General features: G+C 43.6%; 16 protein-coding genes and 1 other annotated feature. Of the genes, 9 read left to right on the top strand and 7 right to left on the bottom strand.

Annotated features, from left to right (window positions below; genetic code table 11):
• Positions 1–235 precede the first annotated feature (235 nt).
• On the top strand, positions 236–613 hold the full coding sequence (gene grcA / locus OCU28_RS01850) for an autonomous glycyl radical cofactor GrcA (protein ID WP_261816674.1): 378 nt from the start codon (positions 236–238) through the stop codon (positions 611–613).
• A gap of 155 nt (positions 614–768) precedes the next feature.
• Here grcA and thrC read toward each other — a convergent pair whose 3' ends face one another.
• From thrC to thrA, 3 genes are read right to left on the bottom strand one after another with little or no spacing between them, the layout of a single operon-like run.
• The gene (thrC, locus tag OCU28_RS01845) at positions 769–2,052 is read right to left on the bottom strand and encodes a threonine synthase (protein WP_261816673.1); all 1,284 of its coding nucleotides are present in this window, start codon (positions 2,050–2,052) and stop codon (positions 769–771) included.
• The gene (thrB, locus tag OCU28_RS01840) at positions 2,049–3,011 is read right to left on the bottom strand and encodes a homoserine kinase (protein WP_261816672.1); all 963 of its coding nucleotides are present in this window, start codon (positions 3,009–3,011) and stop codon (positions 2,049–2,051) included. The genes thrC and thrB overlap by 4 nt, the downstream gene beginning before the upstream one ends.
• Positions 3,012–3,013: 2 nt before the next feature.
• Positions 3,014–5,473, bottom strand: coding sequence for a bifunctional aspartate kinase/homoserine dehydrogenase I (gene thrA, locus OCU28_RS01835; RefSeq protein WP_261816671.1), 2,460 nt, complete (start codon positions 5,471–5,473; stop codon positions 3,014–3,016).
• Between the two features lie 22 nt (positions 5,474–5,495).
• Positions 5,496–5,619 (bottom strand) — a sequence feature (Thr leader region).
• A gap of 244 nt (positions 5,620–5,863) precedes the next feature.
• Between thrA and OCU28_RS01830 the strand changes: the two genes are divergently transcribed.
• Positions 5,864–6,352, top strand: coding sequence for a hypothetical protein (locus OCU28_RS01830; RefSeq protein ID WP_261816670.1), 489 nt, complete (start codon positions 5,864–5,866; stop codon positions 6,350–6,352).
• 432 nt (positions 6,353–6,784) lie between these two features.
• A complete protein-coding gene (gene arcA, locus OCU28_RS01825) occupies positions 6,785–7,501 on the top strand; it encodes a two-component system response regulator ArcA (protein WP_261816669.1) in 717 nt (238 codons plus the stop codon).
• Positions 7,502–7,569: 68 nt separating this feature from the next.
• Here arcA and OCU28_RS01820 read toward each other — a convergent pair whose 3' ends face one another.
• The 3 genes from OCU28_RS01820 to OCU28_RS01810 all read right to left on the bottom strand — a co-directional run bounded on the left by OCU28_RS01820 (position 7,570) and on the right by OCU28_RS01810 (position 11,488).
• The gene (locus OCU28_RS01820; protein WP_261816668.1) at positions 7,570–8,028 is read right to left on the bottom strand and encodes a hypothetical protein; all 459 of its coding nucleotides are present in this window, start codon (positions 8,026–8,028) and stop codon (positions 7,570–7,572) included.
• Between the two features lie 46 nt (positions 8,029–8,074).
• Positions 8,075–10,453, bottom strand: coding sequence for an aerobic respiration two-component sensor histidine kinase ArcB (gene arcB, locus OCU28_RS01815; RefSeq protein WP_261816667.1), 2,379 nt, complete (start codon positions 10,451–10,453; stop codon positions 8,075–8,077).
• A gap of 87 nt (positions 10,454–10,540) precedes the next feature.
• A complete protein-coding gene (locus OCU28_RS01810) occupies positions 10,541–11,488 on the bottom strand; it encodes a TIGR01212 family radical SAM protein (protein WP_261816666.1) in 948 nt (315 codons plus the stop codon).
• A gap of 509 nt (positions 11,489–11,997) precedes the next feature.
• On the opposite strand from OCU28_RS01810, the gene gltB reads away from it, so the two are divergent.
• The 6 genes from gltB to OCU28_RS01780 all read left to right on the top strand — a co-directional run bounded on the left by gltB (position 11,998) and on the right by OCU28_RS01780 (position 21,073).
• Entirely contained in the window at positions 11,998–16,539 is a 4,542-nt protein-coding gene (gene gltB / locus OCU28_RS01805) for a glutamate synthase large subunit (protein WP_261816665.1), read from the top strand.
• Positions 16,540–16,541: 2 nt separating this feature from the next.
• Positions 16,542–18,011 carry a glutamate synthase subunit beta gene (locus tag OCU28_RS01800; protein ID WP_261816664.1) on the top strand — a complete coding sequence of 490 codons (1,470 nt, stop codon included), beginning with the start codon at positions 16,542–16,544 and terminating at the stop codon, positions 18,009–18,011.
• A gap of 228 nt (positions 18,012–18,239) precedes the next feature.
• On the top strand, positions 18,240–18,671 hold the full coding sequence (locus OCU28_RS01795) for a DUF1499 domain-containing protein (RefSeq protein WP_261817411.1): 432 nt from the start codon (positions 18,240–18,242) through the stop codon (positions 18,669–18,671).
• 163 nt (positions 18,672–18,834) lie between these two features.
• Positions 18,835–19,527 carry a 5'-methylthioadenosine/S-adenosylhomocysteine nucleosidase gene (gene mtnN, locus OCU28_RS01790; RefSeq protein ID WP_261816663.1) on the top strand — a complete coding sequence of 231 codons (693 nt, stop codon included), beginning with the start codon at positions 18,835–18,837 and terminating at the stop codon, positions 19,525–19,527.
• Positions 19,524–20,141, top strand: coding sequence for a TRIC cation channel family protein (locus OCU28_RS01785; RefSeq protein WP_261816662.1), 618 nt, complete (start codon positions 19,524–19,526; stop codon positions 20,139–20,141). The genes mtnN and OCU28_RS01785 overlap by 4 nt, the downstream gene beginning before the upstream one ends.
• Before the next feature lie 83 nt (positions 20,142–20,224).
• Positions 20,225–21,073 carry a LysR family transcriptional regulator gene (locus OCU28_RS01780; protein WP_261816661.1) on the top strand — a complete coding sequence of 283 codons (849 nt, stop codon included), beginning with the start codon at positions 20,225–20,227 and terminating at the stop codon, positions 21,071–21,073.
• On the opposite strand, the gene OCU28_RS01775 is transcribed toward OCU28_RS01780, so the two are convergent.
• Positions 21,021–21,803 (bottom strand): TSUP family transporter, encoded by a 783-nt coding sequence (locus OCU28_RS01775; protein WP_261816660.1) that lies wholly within the window; start codon positions 21,801–21,803, stop codon positions 21,021–21,023. The genes OCU28_RS01780 and OCU28_RS01775 overlap by 53 nt on opposite strands.
• Positions 21,804–21,968: the final 165 nt, after the last annotated feature.

Genomic DNA, 21,968 nt, shown 5'->3' with positions numbered 1-21,968 from the left:
CACTTAGTGGGAAATTTGTTGATAATGTGTAAAATACACACCCTAACTTCCTATTTTACGTATAACTTGATCATAATCATGGAAAACACCTTAAAAAAACTATGGTTTCTAGTTGTTTTTTGACGTAAATCAATATAAATTGACAAACATCAAGTGAACGAGAGTATTTACGCTCCGAACTGAAAAAATTTACTTACTGTAAAACCATTATTTTTTTAACACTTAGGAGAATATCATGATCCAAGGAATTCAAATTACTAAAGCAGCAAACGATGAGCTACTAAACTCTATCTGGCTTCTAGATTCTGAAAAAAATGAAGCTCGCTGTGTAGTTGCTAGTGCTGGTTATGAAGCAGACCAAGTTGTTGCTGCATCTGATCTAGGTGAATATGAAAGCCGTGAAGTTGCTATCGAAAAAGCACCTAAAGTAGAAGGTGGTCAACACCTAAACGTTAACGTTCTTAAGCGCGAAACGTTAGAAGATGCGGTTAAACACCCAGAGAACTACCCACAGCTAACTATCCGTGTATCTGGCTATGCTGTACGTTTCAACTCTCTAACTCAAGAGCAGCAACGCGACGTTATCGCTCGTACCTTTACTGCTTCTCTATAATCAGAGAGCATTAAAGAATTAGGTATTCCACCTAATAACAGAATCAAGGCCCAGTGATTATTCACTGGGTTTTTTTATGCCTCCTTTTTATGAGTAAAAGTGAGACATAAAAAAAGCGGCAATAAATATTGCCGCTTGCTTATCTCATATAAACGCTATGCTTGAACGCTTTTCAAAACAGCCTTTAACTGCTCAAAATCGTTATTCAATTCTTGAGACAATAGCTCCATAACCGCATGCTTTGCTAATGGACCAGGCAGCTCAATATCTGTGCCTAGAATATCGTCTACAACCTCTTTAAACTTAGCTGGGTGCGCCGTGCATAGGAAGATACCTGTTTCACCTTGCTGTAGCTGCTCTTGAAGTACTCGATAAGCTATAGCACCATGCGGCTCACACAGATAACCAAGCTCGTTTAGCTCTTTCACACTGTGTGCACTTTGCTCATCCGATACTGCGCCACTACCAAGGGTATCAAGCCCCCAGCCTTTACGTTGACATAGCTCTTCGATACGAGGCCAGTTGTTTGGCTGACTTACATCCATTGCATTCGAGGTAGTTGCAACCGTTGGCTTTGGATCCCACTCACCAGTAGTGAGGTAGCGAGGCACAGTGTCATTGGCATTAGTTGCGGCAATGAAGCGCTTAATAGGTAAACCTAAAGCCTTCGCTAGTAGCCCAGCAGTTAGGTTGCCAAAGTTGCCACTCGGTACTGAAATCACCAGGTTTTCACGTTGCTGTTTACTCAGTTGAGCTGCCGCTTCAAAGTAATAGCATATCTGCGCCATCAAACGGCTAATATTGATTGAATTCGCTGAGTTTAAGCCAATCTCTTCACGTAGAGCCGCATCATCAAACGCTTGTTTAACTAAAGCTTGGCAATCATCAAAATCACCGTTGATCGATACCGTATGGATATTTCCACCAAGGGTACAAAATAACTTTTCCTGTAATGGGCTGATCTTTCCTTTAGGGTACAGGATCACTACATTGATATTTGGCAAACCATAAAATGCATGCGCTACTGCAGCACCGGTATCACCAGAAGTCGCCGTTAAAATAGTGATCTTGCCTCCATCAGAGACAGCGAGCAAGGATTGAGCCATAAAACGGCCACCAAAGTCTTTAAACGCCAGCGTTGGACCATGGAATAATTCAAGTGCATAGGTGCCATCTTTGACTTGCTTAAGTGGTGCTGGGAACTGAAAAGCATTCCCGACTAATTCATTCACTTGTTCACTGCTAAGCTCATCACCAATCAAAGCTGATAAGATCTTACCACTTCTGGTTACGAAGTCTTCTGCAAGTAATTGATCAATATCGCCCAGTTGCGGGATATCAGTTGGGAAAAATAGCCCCTGATTACGTCCTAATCCTTGACGTACCGCTTGTGAAAAAGAGACTTGCTCATCGTTGTGTTTGATGTTGTACAGCTTCATAAATTGCTTCCTGTAATTTTCGAGCCTTGTTGGTCTATTTGACAAATATGCACGAAACCATCTTCATTTTGAACATAATTTGCAGCCAACCACGCCTGCACGCGCTGTGCTACCTCTAAACTATCGCAGACCGTAAATAAAGTCGGACCACTACCTGAAATACCTGTGGTCAATGCGCCAGCAACTGCAGCGTAATCTCTAGCTTCTGCAAAGCCCGGAAGTAACCGCTGACGATACGGTTCAGCGATTACATCTTTAATCATTTTTGCCGCCAGTAATGGCTGGTTCGAATAGCTTGCATGAATAAAACCTGCAAGATGACGACCATGTGCAATGATGTCTTGTCGACGATACTGCGCAGGTAAAATTTCTCTAGCTGCGGCAGTTGAAACATTAATACCAGGGTATGCCATAACCCAATACCAGTTGTCGAAACTTGGTACTGACTGGCTAATAATATCAAGTTCTTCAACCATTAACTGTACGCCACCAAGGTAACATGGGGCAACATTATCATAGTGAATGCCACCTGAAATTTTACCTTCCATTTCTCCCATCAGTGCCAACAATTCAGTTTCAGTTAGCGGGTTTCCATGGAATTGGTTCAAGGCATCTAATGCCGCAACAATCGAACAGGCACTCGAACCTAGGCCCGAACCAATTGGCATATTTTTTTCTAAGGTGACTTCAACTTGAAGTAGAGCTAAGCCCTTACTTTTCATCTCTCTTGCAAATACAGTCCAGCAATCATAAACAATATTCTGTTTCGGATCGGTCGGTAGTTTAGAAACAAAATCACCGGCTACTATCAGGCTAAATGCCTTTTCTCCTTCACAAACAGTGACTTTGTCTCCTAGCAGAGAGCCATCTATAGGCGATACCGCAGCACCAAGCACATCAAAGCCAACACTTACATTACCAATTGAAGCTGGCGCGTATACCGTTACACTTTTTGACATAACTAAATCCCTAACTTCCAGCCTAAGGTACGCATCACATCTGAGAATACACCTGCAGCTGTGACCTCAGTACCCGCTCCATAACCACGCATAACCAATGGAATTGGTTGATAGTAGCGGCTATAAAATGCCAAGGCATTCTCGCCGTCTTTTACTTTAAATAGCGGGTCATTTTCGTCTACTGCTGCGATAGTAACTCGGCATTTACCTTGATCTATTTCTCCAACATAACGCAATACTTTACCCTCAGCGGCTGCCTGTTGAGAAAGCTCACTAAAGTACGCATCTGCCTGAGGAAGGCGCTCGATAAACTCCTCAACTGTCCCTGAATCATCAAAACCTGGTGGTAGAGCTTGATCAACCACAACGTCCTCAAGTTCAATCGACATCCCTGTTTCTCGAGCCAGAATAAGCAGCTTACGCGCAACATCCATCCCAGAAAGATCATCTCGAGGATCAGGTTCGGTAAAACCATTATCCATCGCGACTTTGGTTGCTTGGCTAAGGGTCATCCCTTCATCTAATTTACCAAAAATAAATGACAATGAACCAGATAAGATACCGTTAAATTTCTCCAGTTCATCTCCGGCAGAGATAAGGTTTTGCAGGTTTTCAATAACGGGTAAACCAGCACCAACTGTCGTCTCATACATAAGCTTGCGGCGAGAGCTACGTGCTACCTGGCGTAATTGATGGTAGTAGGCCATGCTTGCCGTATTTGCTTTCTTATTCGGTGTCACCACATGGAAACCAGCGGCTAAGAAATCGGCATATTGTTCAGCAATATGTTCGCTAGATGTACAGTCAACCAGTACAGGGTTGATAATATGATTACGTTTAACCACTGCACTTAGTGATGCTAAGCTAAATGTTTCAGAGGCATTGCTCATTCGATCGCGCCAATGCTCTAATGGTAATCCCTCAGGATCAAGCAACATACCCTTGCTGTTCGCTAAACCACAAACACGAATTACAACCCCTTGTTTGGCTAATTTCTGCTGTTGACGACGAACTTGATCCACCAGCTCACCCCCAACACCACCAATACCTACAACAAATAGATCTAGGAAGTTTTTCGAGTTAAACAGGTTTTCATGGCAAGCTTTGATCGCCTCTGAAACCTTATCTTCTGGAATCACCGCTGAGATAGCGCGCTCTGATGAGCCTTGAGCAATTGCAGTGATATTTACGTTAACTTGAGTAAGAGAAGTAAAGAATTTAGACGCTACGCCTCGTGAGGTACGCATACCATCACCAACCAGAGTTACAATTGCTACATTGCTAATGAAATCAACCGGCTCTAACAACCCATCTTTAAGCTCTAGCTCAAATGCATCTTCTAGAACAGCCTTTGCTCTATCGCAATCGGCAGCTTCAATACAAAAGCTAATACTGTATTCAGAAGAGGACTGAGTGATTAAAACAATCGAAATTCCCGCCGAAGACATGGCACCAAATACACGGCTCGCCATACCAACCATACCCTTCATACCTGGGCCTGAAACATTCACCATCGATAGGTTATTGAGGGTTGTAATACCCTTGATTTCTAGGTTGTCTTCACCAGTGTCTAAACCAATTAACGTACCAGCACCTTGCGGGTTAAAGCTGTTCTTAATTAAACAAGGGATATTGAAGCGTGCAATAGGTGCGATTGTTTTAGGGTGTAAAACAGATGCACCGAAGTATGAAAGCTCCATTGCTTCTTGATAACTAAGAGATTTCAGTAAGCGAGCATCTTCTACTAATCGAGGATCACAGTTATAAACGCCGTCGACATCGGTCCATATTTCACAGCAGTCTGCTCTTAAGCAAGCGGCAAGCACAGCAGCAGAGTAATCGGAACCATTACGTCCAAGCGTTACCAGTTCACCTTTCTCATTACCGGCAGTAAAGCCAGGCATGATATGTACTTTACCCACTTCTAATGGCGCTGATTGAAAGTTTAGAGTCGAAACCTCTAAATCAACCATTGCCTCTAAGTAATCACCATTAGCCAAAAGATAATGCACAGGATCTAGTAATGCTGCAGGTTGTCCTTTAGCCTCTAAAACTGCTTTCATTAACTGAGTGGAGATTTTTTCACCTTTACTGATAATGCGAGCATTAACGTGTGCCGGGCAAGTACCTAACAAACCAATACCATGAATAAAGTCTTCGAGGTTATCTAATGACTCTTTTACCTGTGCTTCGAAGGCATCAAGTTGCAGGTTGGGTAGCGTGGCTTGAAGCTGAGAGGCTAACTCTTTAAATGAGGTTTTAAGCTCTTCTACATTGCGCTTGGTATCGCGTCCTTCAAGCGCAGCGTCAATGATTGCTACTAATTTATTCGTGGTTTTACCTGGGGCTGAAAGTACTACTGCCAACTCTTCTTGATCGGCATTATTAGCAATGATATTCGCCGCGCGCATAAAGCGATCTACATCTGCTAACGACGATCCCCCAAATTTTAATACTCGCATTTCATTCTCCCTGAACAAAATTAAAAAAAAGGCCTGTATCTGATGGGGATACAGGCCTTTTTTTGAAAAAATTTATCTCAATAGCCTGCCCCAGCACAACCGGTGCCGGTAATAATAATTCTGGTAATCAGGCTTAATGAATTCATATAAATAAACTATCTTCGAACTTGTTTCTTTTAACTAACTCTAGCAATACCTATTTTTTAATTGTTAGTCAATATCTAATCGTGGTTCATCATTATTTTTGAGGTTCATCAAGCCAAAAAAGTAGAAATCGTCACGCTATGACATAAAAAAAAGCACAAAAAACGACCTTTGCATTGGCAAACAACAACGACAACTTCCATACTTGAACATCGTTAAAGGACTAGATTAGAGGAGGGGAATACCATGCAAAGTAAAATATCTGCCCTTTTTCTAGTGACGACAACATTGCTGTACCTCCCTTATGCTTTAGGCCAAGAATCTGAAACCTCACATCCCCAGCCTTGGCTTACTCCAGAGGCATCACCACATAAGGTTTTCGTTAACGCCGACTCGAGCGCAGGGATACAATTTGATGTTTGGCAAATGGATACTGGCTACTCATACTCGGTAATGGATAATATCGACCTATACATAGCCACTCGCATCACCAACAGCGCAGATGAGCCTCATCAACGTGGCTTTCTAAGTGGTATGAACTATCATTTCAACGACAAACTATCATTAAATAGCGCCATCTATACCTCACCTGCAAGCTCACAGAGCGTTAATAATGCCATGAGTGCCGAAGTGTCTGGTAAATACATGCTCACCGACACCCTGAATGTAAAGGCAACCTTAGATTATGAAGAGTGGCAAAGTGGCGTCGAGGTTAAACTCGGGTTTAGCTTTTAGTTTACTATTTAACCATAGTTTGCCGCATCATTGTGGATTGAGGTGCTAACACTCAAATGTAAATACAAATATCTCCCCTCATGATTGCCGCCACCCTATATCACTCTAAAAAATGAACCAGATCACATATTTACAGTTATAAACGCGCATAATGTTAATGAAAAATTGATTGATTGAGGTCAATAAAGTGCAAGCTATTAACAATAAGAGATTGTTATGAAGCTGTTAAGTGAGTACAATCACGCCCAAATTGGCTGAGAATTAAAGTTTACGGAACTGAAATTATCGGAAGATAGATTCCATGGAGGGATAGTTAAGGTTAAATGAAATCATACATTACATCAGTAATTATGAGCATTTTAATTACCTTAATGTTATTTTTTTGCCTAGTATTTATATATTTATAGTTAATTGCACAGTTTAGGTAGAGTAATGCAAACCCCTAACATTCTTATCGTTGAAGACGAACAAGTTACCCGTAGTACCCTTAAAAGTATCTTTGAAGCCGAAGGTTATAATGTATTTGAAGCAATTGATGGTGACACTATGCACCAAACAATCGCTGAGCATTCAGTTAATCTTGTGATCATGGATATTAACCTTCCAGGCAAGAATGGCTTATTGCTAGCTCGTGAACTACGTGAGCAAGCGAATGTCGCTCTGATGTTCCTGACTGGTCGTGACAACGAAGTAGACAAGATTCTAGGTCTAGAAATTGGTGCAGATGATTATATCACTAAGCCTTTCAACCCTCGTGAACTGACTATTCGTGCTCGCAACTTACTTGCTCGCTCAATGAATGCAAACCGCGAAGGCGAAGAAGAGAATAAAAACGTTGAGAAATATACCTTCAACGGTTGGATTCTTGATATCAATAGTCGCTCTCTTGTGAACCCTAACGGTGAGTCATATAAACTACCTCGCTCTGAGTTCCGAGCTCTACTGCACTTCTGTGAAAACCCAGGCAAGATCCAAACTCGTGCTGAATTATTGAAAAAAATGACCGGTCGCGAGCTTAAGCCACATGATCGCACTGTTGATGTAACCATTCGTCGCATCCGTAAGCATTTCGAATCTGTTGTGGGTACTCCTGAGATTATCGCCACTATCCACGGCGAAGGTTACCGCTTCTGTGGAAACCTAGACTAAGTATTTTATCTAGTCCATAAACAATAAAACCCAGCTATAAGCTGGGTTTTTCTATATAGAGCTGATACCTAAAAGACGAGATCAACCTTCACATTTTTGTCAACAGCCCATACTTGCTTTTGGCCATTATCCAATAAAACGCCCACATCAAGGGTATCGACTTCGTTAGCAAAATGCTCTGGTTGCTTAAAGGAAACCTTCCACTGGTTTTCACTGCCAGCTTCAACCTCAAAATCTTTATCACTCACCTCAACCACATCACTCCCGTGACGCAATACAATGGCGGTTACATCCATATTTGCTGGGATCTCTCGGTCAGCCGATAAGCTCAAACTACCATGAAGCGGCGCTGTGGGCTCTTCACCTATGGTCGGCATCTTATTAATCCAAAGACTACTGGTAAGATTAATGTTGGTTTTTTCTACGCTTACCGATGCTTGATTCTGCCACGGCACATTGCTAGTAGTAGCGCAGCCAAATAACAGTGATGTGCATGCTAATGCACTTGCTAAAAGTTTTAGTTTCATTCAAAAAATACTCCGAGCAGAGGTTTACAACCTAAAGGCCCCACCACTACTTTTTCAGATTGGTATCATTAAAATTTTCGTCAATCCAGTTTAACAGTATCTGAATATCATTTAAGTAATTGTTTCGTATCTCATCTACCCAATCGTGAATATTTTCCCACCATGCAGGCAGCTCTGGGGACTGCGCCTGCTGTGCCACAGATTGAATGCGCTGTAGACCCACGGAACCTGCCGCCCCTTTAATTTTATGGGCTTCTGATGCTATCGCCTTTTGATCTTTTGCTACCAGGTTGGAATCAAGGATAGAAATATACTCAGGCATCATATCCGAAAATAAAGCAATGCTATCGAGCACAGGCTTTTTACCTACTATCTCAATATAAGATGTCAGCATCTCTTTATCGATAAGGGTGTCGACCGATAACTCAGTCGATGCATCTTCTAGAACCGCCTTGGTCGCATGGGAAATAATATCCACCTCATACGATTGTACGTTACATAACTTATGCATTATCTTACGCAGTGCCTTGGCTGAAAGCGGTTTACTCAAAGCATCTTGCATTCCAGCACCTCGATACTCCGTCTTATCTTTCACTAGATTAGCGGTTAAAGCCACTATCGGCGGTGATGATGGATACTGTTTACGGATATCTTTGGCGACATCAAAGCCGGTCATATCCGGAAGTTGAATATCTAGTAGCACTAAATCATATTTATCAGGTGCAAACATCTGCAACGCTTCTTTACCTGTTCTAGCAACATCAACGCTATGACCCAAGCTTTCAATTAAAGAGCGTGCAACGGTAATGTTCAGCTCAATATCTTCGACCATAAATATGGATAAACCGTTCTGTACTGGCTCAATTTCAAACTCCGCTTGAGATTTATCGGCCAGTGGCACCGTGATTTCAACATAAAAAGTGCTGCCATGCCCTAACTCACTTGTGGCGTATAGCTCTCCTCCCATTTTATCTATGAGTGAATGCGATACAGCCAGACCAATACCCGTACCTACCGCATGTAGATTACCCTCGCCTGACTTCACTTGATAATACATCGCAAAGATCTTATCTAGCTCTTGTTCTGGAATACCAACACCAGTATCTTCAATTTCAAAGCGAAGGCTTACCTGATTATTATCGACAGGCTCAGCGCTAACGTTTACGTTTACCCCCCCCTGCTGGGTAAACTTTATCGCATTACTGATTAAGTTCCATAGCACTTGGCGAAGACGTGTGGCATCGACCATCACACTACCTGGCATGTCAGTTAACCTATCTAACTCAAAATTCAGATTTTTCTGATCAGCCATCAGGCGTGACAAGCTATCTAATTCACTGACAAATTCATTAAAGTTTAACTCTGAAGGTACAAGCTCCAATTTATTACGATCAAATTTATCCATATCTATTATGTCGTTAAAGATATGGCCTAAGGTAATCGCACTGACGTTAATCGTCTGCATATATTGGCGCTGTTCTTTATCTAGTGAGGTATCCAATAGCATTCGACTCAAGCCTACGATGCCATTTAGAGGGGTTCTTAGCTCATGGCTAATGGTCGAGATAAAGGTTGTCTTATCTCGACTCGCTTTCTCTAGAGACTCTTCATGTCGCTTGCGTTCGGTAATATCTCGTCCAAATCCAGCGAGGCCTAAATGCCTTCCCTGCTTATCAAAGAACGGCGCTTTTCTGAGCTCAAAGAATGCTTTATGACCATCTGGATATTCCAACCACTGCTCATAAATAATCTCTCTGTTATTCTCAATAACTATCTTGTCAGTCTCTACAATCTGCTGTGCGATCTCTTTTTTATAGACCTGCCAAGGTGTTAGACCCACTAGATCTTGCTCGGTTTTACCCGTTAGTTTCTCTACTGCCTGATTGCATCCGGAAAAAACGCCATCTTTACTGCGGTAATAAAAGAGGTCTGGAGAGGCGTCAATAAAGGAGCGTAATAAGGCAGTACGCTCAGACAAAGCTATTTGAGTCGCCTCGCGTTGAAACACCTCATGCTCAAGATCAGACATAATTTGCTTGCGCGACTCTTCTGCTGCCAGCCTCTCTTTTATCTCTGAATTTAGCTGCTCGATATTTTGTCTTAATTGATGATTTAGCTCTAAATCACGATCACGCATATCATTGAGCTCGGATACGAGTTTGGATAATCGACTGCGAGATTCTTCTAATTGCTCAACCATTGTCGAGATAAAGTAGACAGCCCAGGGCGTAATAATGAGACCAAATGCCATCGAGCGCAGCATATGATGGGTATCAAAGGGCTCATTAAGAATGAATGCAATCGTAACATGGACAAACAATGCCAATATTATCAATGCAATAGCTAGGATAATAGAAAAACGATATATCCCAAGCCTAACCAGCCAGTTGACATAATATTGTGTGAAGAATTTAAGTGGGCGCATCAAGCAGTCCTATTATGGGTACTGCTTGTAGTCTATATTGAGCTCATCAAAAAGTAACCTAAGCGAGTTACGATCGGTGACTTAGATTTAAAGTTGGGGAGTTAGTATCGGTTTACTATAAATAAACGGTCGCTCAATCAATGTCCCCTGAGCACCCTCTTTATCAAGAGTTCGTCCTATTTCTGTCATCGCCAGCCAACGGTTTTCACACCATAAAGGCGACAATAATGTTGGGCGTCGCGCAGCAGAAGATACCCTATGATACACAACATCTGGTGGGGTCATACGGATCATTGTCGATGCAATATCAACATACTGTTCAAGACTTGGCGCCTCTAGTTTGCCTGCCTTCCACGCTTTCGCCATGGTACTACCTTCTACAATATGCAGCCCATGCAACTTGATGCCATCAGTACCAACATCGAGCACCTTTTTTAAGGTCTCAATATTATCCTGCTTAGTCTCTTTTGGTAGCCCTACAATGAGGTGAGTACACACCTTTATACCATGAGCACGTGCTCGCTTGGTGATCTGTGCATAACACTCAAAATCATGGCCTCGATTAATTCGCTTAAGGGTATTATTGTTTGCGGTTTGTAACCCCAACTCCAACCATATTTCATACCCTTTTTGCTTGTATTCAATCAATAAATCCATCACCGCATCAGGCACACAATCAGGACGCGTTCCAACACAAAGACCAACGATATCGGATGAACGCAAAGCCTGTTCATACATATTACGCAGAACCTGAACCTCAGCGAAGGTATTGGTATAGGCTTGAAAATAAGCGAAGTATTTTTTGGCGCGTTTGATTTCACCGGAACGGTCGCTCAATTGCATCTCAATAGACTGGGCTTGGGTGTTTTCGTCAACAAAAGAAGATACATTGCAGAAGGTACATCCTCCTCGACCAATAGTGCCATCTCTATTGGGGCAACTAAAACCACCATGCAAGGTCAATTTGTGCACCTTTTCCCCATAACGACGTTGGAGATCTTGCCCTAAAGTATTGACTAATTCATGGAGTTGCATCGAGTTCTTGCCTGTTATTCAAAGTAAGTGCGTCCCTATGAAACTAAATTACATCCGTGCATTAAAAGCGGCCCATTTTATCATGTGCCTCAATTTATTTCGATGTTCAATTAGTGAACAATTAGTTCACAGTCAGTTTCCACTACAATCTGCGCCCTATCCCTCACTAGTTCGTGAACAAAAAATGTCCATTAAAAATAGATTTTGCGACAACTTTCGTTGGAATTTGGCAAAACAAAAATGTAGGATAGTTTCACCTGTCACTTAAAAACAGTGCTTTTTATGCACATTTTTTAAATGAATAGTCGGTTAAATCCTAAACCTACCTATAACACTCACCGCTTTAAGCCGTGATATAAAGGATTAACCATGGAATTGTTTTACTCGCGATACTTTCAGCGAGAGACGGAATGGACGCTCGCTAACTTACCTCAAAGTTAGCTTATATAAGACAACTACAAGGATTGGTCCAGCTTTGCTGCGACCCCATTAGATTGGAAGGATTATCTATGTTGGATAAAGAGCAATCAGCACAAGGTCTTTATACTCCAGAATTGGAGCATGACGCTTGTGGTATCGGTTTTGTTGCTCACCTCAAAAACCGAAAATCGCATCAAGTCGTTACACAGGCGCTAGATATGCTAGCACGTATGGAGCACCGTGGCGGTCAAGGCTGCGATCCTGCTTCAGGCGATGGTGCTGGTATTTTACTGCAAAAACCGCATGAGTTTCTGCTAGAAGAGTGTGTTAATCAAGGGATTCGCCTACCCTCTTTTGAGAAGTATGGCGTTGGTGTCGTGCTATTTCCAAGAGATGAGTATAAACGAGCACAATGCCGAGATATTCTAGAGCGCAACGCGCAACGTCTTGAATTAGAAATTCTAGGCTATAGAGTACTCCCAACTGACAACTCAATGTTAGGTGCCGATCCCCTCAGTACAGAACCACAATTTGAGCACGTGTTTATTGGTGGTGGTCCAAGTACTACACCTGAAGAGCTAGAGCGAAAACTCTATGTGCTGCGTAATTACACTGTACGAGTATGCTTAGAAAGCGTATCCAATATTGGTGATGACTTCTATATCAACTCTTTGTCTTATAAGACATTAGTTTATAAAGGACAGCTCACTACAGAACAAGTACCTCAGTACTTCCTAGACCTGCAAAACCCAACCATGGTGACTGCACTGGCCTTGGTTCACTCACGCTTCTCAACCAATACATTCCCAAGATGGCGCCTGGCTCAGCCTTTCCGCTATATTGCGCACAATGGTGAGATCAACACAGTTCGCGGTAACCTGAACTGGATGAAGGCGCGTGAAGCGATTCTTGAGTCTGACTTATTCAGCCAGGCTGAAATCGATATGCTACTGCCTATCTGTCAAGAAGGTAGCTCAGATTCATCCAACTTCGATATGGCTCTAGAGCTGCTAGTGCTATCGGGTCGTACTCTGCCACATGCTCTGATGATGCTTATCCCAGAAGCTTGGCAAGAAAACAAGAACATGGATCCTAAGCGTCGTGCTTTCTATCAGTATCACGCTAACATTATGGAACCGTGGGACGGCCCTGCATCAGTATGTTTTACTGATGGTGTTCAAGTAGGTGCCACGCTAGACCGAAATGGTCTACGCCCTTCTCGCTATACAGTGACTAAAGATAACTTCTTAGTGATGGCATCAGAGTCTGGGGTAGTGGAAATTGAACCAGAAAATGTTGAATTTCGTGGCCGCCTGCAACCGGGTCGTATCTTCGTTGCCGATCTAGAACAAGGTCGCATCATATCTGATGAAGAAGTAAAAGATTCAATCTCAAACGCTCAGCCGTATGAGAAATGGGTTGAAGAAAACCTCCTCAGCCTCAAAAAACTGCCTGACGCAGAAAACGAATTCAACCAACCTTCTCCAGATCGCTTACTGCACAAGCAACAAGCGTTTGGCGTGAGCTCTGAAGAAGTTAATGAAATCATTGTACCTATGGCAAGAGATGGCAAAGAGCCACTATCTGCTATGGGTGCTGACTGGCCATTAGCTGTGCTATCGCATCAGTCACAACACCTATCAAACTACTTTAAGCAGCTGTTTGCTCAAGTTACCAACCCACCAATCGATCCGATTCGTGAGCGTATGGTTATGTCTTTGAATACCTACCTTGGTAAAGACCATAACCTACTAACGGAAACACCAGAGCACTGTCAAAAAGTAGAGCTTGAATCTCCAGTTCTATCCAACTCAGAACTAGAGAAACTGCGTGCTATCGATAATGAGCACTTACAAGCTAAAACCCTAGATATCGTCTTCCAAGCCAGTGAAGAAAAAGGCAAGCTGCAACGAGCACTAAAACGTATCTGCCAGTATGCTGAAGATGCAGTAACCGATGGTTATTCCATTATTTTGCTTACCGACCGTGCCGTAAACTCTAACCACGCTGCAATCCCTGCAATGTTGGCGGTAGGTGCTGTTCACCATCACCTTATCCGTAAAGGTCTACGTGCCAAATGTGACATTGTTGTTGAAACCGCTGATGCGCGCGAAACCCATCACTTTGCTACGCTCATTGGCTATGGTGCAAACGCAATCAACCCATACTTGGTTATCGAAACCTTAGTTGAACTGCAACGCACTAAGAAATTAGATCCAGAAGTCCACGTCAAAGAGCTGTTCGAGAACTACCGTAAGGGTGTTAACGGCGGCCTACTGAAGATCTTCTCTAAGATGGGTATCTCAACGCTTCAGTCTTACCACGGCGCTCAAATCTTTGAAGCACTCGGTATCAGTAAATCTGTTGTTGATAAGTACTTTACGGGTACGGTTTCTCGTATTCAGGGTCTAACTATTGATGACATCGCTAAAGAAGTGATGGTTCGTCACCGTATCGGCTACCCGGCACGTGAGATCCCAGTACAGCTACTCGATGTTGGTGGTGTTTATCAGTGGAAACAGCGTGGTGAAAAACACCTGTTTAACCCTGAAACAATTTCACTACTACAGCAATCAACTCGCAATAAAGACTTTGCTCAGTTTAAGCAATATACCCAAGCAGTTGATAGCCAAGGTGATAACGCTGCAACCCTGCGTAGCCAGTTAGATTTTGTTAAAAACCCAGCTGGCTCTATCCCACTTGAAGAAGTTGAACCAATTGAAAGCATTCTAAAGCGCTTTGCAACAGGTGCAATGTCATTTGGCTCTATCTCTTACGAGGCGCACTCTACCCTTGCTGTTGCTATGAACCGCATCGGTGCGAAATCAAACTCAGGTGAAGGTGGTGAAGACCCATCTCGTTTTGAGCGCAAAGAGAATGGTGATTGGGAACGCTCTGCTATCAAGCAGGTAGCCTCTGGACGCTTTGGTGTAACCTCTTATTACCTAACCAACTCTGAAGAGATTCAGATTAAGATGGCGCAGGGTGCTAAGCCAGGCGAAGGTGGTCAGCTACCGGGCGATAAAGTTGATGACTGGATCGGTGCAACGCGTCACTCCACTCCTGGAGTTGGCTTGATTTCACCACCGCCACACCACGATATCTACTCAATCGAAGATTTGGCTCAGCTTATCTACGACTTGAAGAACGCAAACCGTGCTGGTCGTGTTAACGTGAAGCTAGTATCAGAAGCGGGTGTGGGTACTATCGCATCAGGTGTAGCTAAAGCTAAGGCTGACGTGGTTCTTATTGCAGGCTTTGATGGCGGTACAGGTGCATCACCAATGTCTTCTATCCGTCACACGGGTTTACCGTGGGAACTAGGTCTAGCTGAAACCCACCAAACACTACTGAAGAATGGTCTACGTAACCGTATCGTTGTTCAGTCTGATGGCCAAATGAAGACACCTCGTGACCTTGCAGTAGCAACACTACTTGGCGCTGAAGAGTGGGGCGTAGCAACCGCAGCCTTGGTTGTTGAAGGCTGTATCATGATGCGTAAGTGTCATAAGAATACCTGCCCAGTTGGCATCGCAACTCAAAACAAGACCCTGCGCGAGCGCTTTGATGGCCGCGTAGAAGATGTTGTAACCTTCTTCCGCTACATGGCTGAAGGTATGCGTGAAATCATGGCTGAGCTTGGCTACCGCACCATTCAAGAAATGGTAGGTCAGTCTCACAAGCTTAAGGTTCGTAATGATATCGCACATTGGAAATACAAAAACCTAGACTTATCGCCTGTTCTTCACCTAGAACCGGCGCGCGAGCAAGATGGCGTATTTAACCAAATTGAGCAGAACCACAACCTTGAAGATGTATTGGACCGTAAGCTTATCCAAACCGCGATCCCAGCTCTAGAGAATGGTGCTGCGGTTAAAGCTGAATTCCCAATTATTAACACCGATCGAAGCGTAGGCACCATGTTGTCTAACGAAATCTCAAAGGTATATAAAGACCAAGGGTTACCAGCTCTGATGGACGTTAAGTTCAACGGTAGTGCGGGTCAATCATTTGGTGCTTTCCTTGCCAAAGGCGTTAAGTTTGAGGTTGAGGGAGACGCGAACGACTACTGGGGTAAAGGCCTATCAGGCGGTACTCTTGTACTCTATCCTGATGCCAAATCAAACATTGTTCCTGAAGATAACATTGTTGTGGGTAACGTATGTTTCTACGGTGCAACCTCTGGTGAGTCTTATATCCGTGGTCTAGCGGGCGAACGCTTCTGTGTTCGTAACTCTGGCGCTAAGGTTGTTGTTGAAGGTGTTGGTGACCATGGCTGTGAATACATGACTGGTGGTGTCGCTGTTATCCTTGGCTCTACCGGCCGTAACTTTGCAGCAGGCATGAGCGGCGGTGTCGCTTATGTATGGGATAAAGCAGGAGACTTTGAAAGCAAGCTAAACGCAGAGCTTGTAGACTTAGATCCTATCGAAGAAGAAGATAAAACTCTAATTCGTGACATGCTGACGAAACATGTTCAATTCACAGGAAGTGAGGTTGCCAAGACGTTCTTAGACAACTTTGAAGTAAGCCTGCAATCACTGTTAAAAGTGATGCCGCGTGACTACAAAGCTGTTCTACAAAAGAATAAAGCAATCGCTGAGCAACAAACTGAAACGGAGGCAGTTTAATCATGGGTAAGCCTACTGGATTTTTAGAAAACGGTCGTGAACTTCCAAAAAAACTCGACCCATCGGTTCGTATCGAAGACAACAAAGAATTCGTGTTAAACGAAGAATTTGGCGAAAAGATCAATACTCAGGCATCGCGTTGTATGGACTGTGGCGTACCTTTCTGCCACAGCGGTTGCCCAATCGGCAACATCATCCCTGAGTTTAACGATGCGGTTTATCGTGATAGCTGGGAAGAGGCTTGGAATATCCTAAGCTCGACCAATAACTTCCCAGAATTTACCGGTCGTGTATGTCCATCACCATGTGAAACAGCGTGTGTACTAGGGATCAACCAAGACCCTATTACCATCTGTAACATTGAGAAGACTATCGTAGAGCGTGCTTATAAGGAAGGCTATGCCAAGCCTAAGAAGCCCCGCTGTCGTACCGGTAAGAGTGTTGCGATTATAGGTAGTGGTCCTGCCGGCTTATCTGCCGCAGAGCAGCTAAATAGCGCGGGTCACTGCGTAACTGTATTTGAGCGTGATGAGAAAGTGGGTGGCTTACTGCGCTTTGGTATCCCTGACTTTAAGCTAGGCATGGATATTATCGACCGTAAGATTAACCTTATGGCAGATGCTGGTGTGAAGTTTGAAGTGAATGCTCACATTGGGGTCGATATCAACGCTCAGCAACTTCGTCAAGATTTTGACGTCGTGCTACTAACTGGCGGTTCAACCGTACCACGTGATCTTCCGATCCCGGGTCGTGAGCTATCAGGTGTGCACTTCGCTATGGAGTTCTTGGGACAAAACAACCGTCGCGCTAACGACATGGACCTAAAGAGTGAAGAGATTCACGCGGCAGGCAAACATGTTGTGGTTGTCGGTGGTGGTGATACGGGTTCTGACTGTGTAGGTACCTCTAACCGTCATAAAGCGGCGAGCATTACTCAGGTTGAGATCATGCCGCTCCCACCAGAGAAACGCCCCGCTAACATGCCATGGCCGCAATACCCAATGATCATGAAAACAACCACTTCTCACGAAGAAGGCTGTGAGCGTCATTGGAACATCCTAACCAAAGAGTTTATCGGCAACGATAAGGGTGAGGTAACCGGTCTACGTATTGCTGATATCGTTTGGCAAGACGCAGCTCCTGGTGAGCGTCCATCATTTAAAGAAGTGGCAGGCAGTGAGCGTGTGATCCCTTGTGATATGGCATTCCTAGCAATGGGCTTCTTGCACCCAGAACCAAGTGGTGTACTTGCTCAGCTCGATATTGAACTAGACGAGCGTGGCAATGTTGCAGCAGAAGGCTTTGCTACAAACCAAAAAGGTATATTTGCAGCAGGTGATATGCGCACAGGTCAATCGTTAGTTGTACGTTGCATCAACGAAGGTCGTGAATGTGCAATCGCTATCGACAAATACCTAATGCAAGGCTCCAACCTAGAATCTATAGCCAATTCGCAGATGTTGTCTGCATAGATACAAAACCTCACTAGCGTGAGGACAATGATCTCCAATCTTGGCCAGCAGTTCATGCTGGCCTTTTTTATGCCCACCGCACTCTATTTTATGATGACTCCCTTGACCTGCGATCATGAAAGCTTTAACTTGCCATCCATATGTAGCGTAAATGAATGTAAGTTGTTAAGCATTAAGGTGCGGCCACCATTCATTTTATATTGGATTATTTATAGGTTTAAGTTGATGATAAAAAAAGGATTAATCATAACAAGCATGGCATTACTTACCTCTGCTTGTAGCAATGGAGATATAACAATGCAAGACCGTACTCTTAACCCTTGTGGCGATAAACCAAATTGCGTATCAACCCAAGATACTCGTGAACAGCACGCCCTTGCTCCTTTTTCTCTCGCACAAAATGCGTCTATAGACTCTATTGAGCAAGCCGCACTAAGCCTAGGTCGCGCCCAAACAGCAGTAAAACAAACTGATTATCTGCGCATTGAATATACGAGTAGAGTGTTCAGGTTTATTGATGACCTAGAGCTAAAAATACAAGATGGAAAGCTGTTGGTACGCTCTGAATCTCGTACTGGGCATTCTGATTTTGGTGTTAACCGTGAGCGAGCGGATAAGCTAAGACAAGCCCTAGTTGAGGCGGATCAAATTACACCTTAATTGTCGCTGTCTATTAGTTAGTCTAATCCCTCATAGCAATAAGCCCTAGCCACCTACTCTTGAGTTTTTAGGGCTAAATACCGCACTAATTATGCTGACGCTTCAACAAACAAAGGGATATGCTACAATCTCGCCAATCTAAATATACTAAAGCGAGATTTTCATGAAAGTCGGAATTATTGGCGCAATGGAGCAGGAAGTATCCATTCTAAAACAGTCTATTTCCAACCTTACTGAGCAACAGAAAGGCGGCTGCACCTTCTATGCTGGCAATATAAAAGGCGTTGAGGTAGTACTGCTGCAATCAGGAATCGGAAAGGTCGCAGCTTCTATTGGCACTACCCTGTTAATCAATGAATTTCAACCCGATATCGTTATTAATACTGGTTCAGCCGGTGGATTCGACGCCAGCCTTAACTTAGGTGACGTAATTATCTCTAGCGAGGTTCGCCACCACGATGCCGATGTCACCGCTTTTGGTTATGAGATTGGACAAATGGCCGGTCAACCAGCAGCGTTTATTGCAGACCAATATCTTATCGAGCTTGCTGAAAAAGCACTTGGTGATAAGCATGCTGTACGTGGATTGATTTGCACAGGTGATACCTTTGTATGTACCCCCGAAGCACAACAGCGTATTCGCAGCAACTTCCCTAGTGTTATCGCGGTAGAGATGGAAGCTTCTGCTATTGCTCAGACCTGCCATCAATTCAACATGCCTTTCGTTGTTGTACGAGCTATCTCGGATGTTGCAGATAAAGAATCTCCAATGAGCTTTGAAGAGTTCTTGCCGCTTGCTGCTAAGAGCTCATCTGAGATGGTGTTCAATATGTTAGATCTTATCTCACAGCAATGAGCCTGCTCTACTCAATAGACCTATTTGGCACTGCAATCTTTGCTATCTCTGGTGTATTGCTTGCCGGGCGTTTGAAAATGGATCCATTTGGGGTACTTGTACTCGCATCCGTCACCGCCATTGGTGGCGGCACTATTCGCGATATGATGATAGGCGCTACCCCGGTATTTTGGATCCACGATAACAACTACATTTGGGTCATCATACTGACAAGCTTAGCTACCATGCTGATTGTACGTAGGCCCAAGCGCATACCTTGGTATGTATTGCCGGTATGTGATGCAATAGGGCTTGCGGCCTTTGTCGGGATCGGAGTTGAAAAAGCACTCTCCTATCAAGCTTCATATTTAATAGCGGTAATGATGGGGGTGTTAACTGGCTGTGGAGGCGGTATCATCCGCGATATTCTCGCGCGTGAAATTCCGATGGTTTTACGAAGTGAAGTCTATGCGACCGCTTGTATTGCCGGAGGGGCTATACATACTGGTTTGCTTACATTTGGCTTTACATCAAATAATGCCATGTTGGGTGGTATCTTTGTTACCTTAGCCATACGATTGGCGGCAATTCGCTGGCATCTCTCGTTACCTACTTTCGCTCTAAAACGCACATAAGTACAAGGCATCTAAGGATGCCTTTCTTTTTGCCAGTAAATCATCTAACGTTGGGTAATTGATTCCTATATTTCACTACAATAATGTTACTCGAAGGTATAGAAACACTACTGGTATTAAGCAAACATAAAACTATGAGCAAGGCAGGATCACAGCTTTATATTAGCTCGTCTGCGGTAAGTAAGCGCATCTCCAATCTGGAGAAGAGACTCAATAAGAAGCTAGTAGAGCCTAACGGACGGCAAGTCCGTCTAACCCCTGAAGCACAGAAGTTAATTGAAAGCATCGGCCCAAGTTTCTTAGAGCTACAGGGTAGAATATTTGATCAGCAGAGCATCCCTGAACACACGCCTATTGTATTAGATTGTTCGGAGACACTGATTGCCGGTTATATTGGTGAGAATATCTCGTTACTTAAACAGGTAGAAAAAACCTTCAAAATAACCACCAATCATACCCCTCGCATCGTAGAAAACATTCAATCAGGACGAGCAACAATTGGTATCTGCGCTGGTTTTTTACCGTCACACCATGGGCTAAAAACCTACCATCTGCTCGATGAGCCTTTTTATGTGGTCAGCACAGCACATCTTGAGCAGTTACCTGAGCGCCTTATTTGTAATGACTTATCTAACCCAGCCAACAGCTATCAGTTGCCTTTGTTAAGTAAGGTTGGCATTACCCCTGCAATGGAAATGGATTCTTATACTGCAGCAGCTAAGCTCGCGTTAGGAGGGCTAGAACCGGCTTTAGTCCCTTATTCTATCATTAAAGCGCTCTCTATCTCAGACAAAAATATCTATCAATTTGAAGGACTTAAACACCTCTATCGACCGGTATATATCTGTGTACGCATTAATAGCGAAAAAAACCAGAGGGTTAAAACAATGATACAAACCATTGGTGATGCTGTTCCCAAAGCAATTTACTAGCCATTATCATGGACATCAGGATAACCATAGGACGCACCCATTTTTGCCCCTTATTAATCACAACCTTAGCCCCAAGGCGAGCGCCTAAAAAGCCACCGATAGCCATCAACAGTCCAACTTTCCACACCGGAAGGCCTGCAATTATGAAGAAGGTCAGCGCTGTAATATTAGAGGTAAAATTTAATATCTTAGTCCGAGCGGTTGCTTGAACCAACGAGCAGTTAGCAATGGCAACAAAACAGACAGTAAAGATAGACCCAGTTCCTGGGCCAAAGAAACCATCATAAAAGCCGACGCTACAACCAACAACCAATGCAAACATCGCATCAGAGATCCTTGGCTTCTTATCCGATGATTCAGTCGCCGGAGGGGCAAGTAAGAAGTAACCTGAAATTAAAATCAGCAATATAGGGATAAGGCTAGTCAGTATCGACGCATCAATATATTGTACTGAGTTGGAGCCAATTGCCGCACCAATAAAGGTAAAAAAGATAGCTAAGCGCATCTCTTTAAGGCTGACGAAACCACTTCTAACAAAGTAAAGGCTAGCGGAAAAGCTACCAAAAGAGCTTTGCAACTTATTGGTTGCAAGAGCTTGAGTTGGTGGCAGGCCGGCAGCAAGAAGTGCAGGGACAGTTAACAACCCCCCTCCACCTGCCATGGCATCAATAAAGCCTGCAAGCCCTGCAACAAAAAATAGAAGAGTTAAAACCTGAATGGAGATCTCCACAACCTTACTTCCTAAACGTAACTAAATATTGGGCAAGAATAACACTGTGATCCAGCTCACTAAAGGGAAAGCTTGGATTCTAATTCATTCCACTTATTCATCAATAAATAGCGCCAGCTTAAAACAAAAAAAGCCCGCTAAAATAGCGGGCAATGAGGTTGTCTA

The organism is Vibrio gallicus, from assembly GCF_024346875.1.
Classification (GTDB): domain Bacteria; phylum Pseudomonadota; class Gammaproteobacteria; order Enterobacterales; family Vibrionaceae; genus Vibrio; species Vibrio gallicus.
This window is presented reverse-complemented; position numbering and strand designations above follow the sequence as displayed.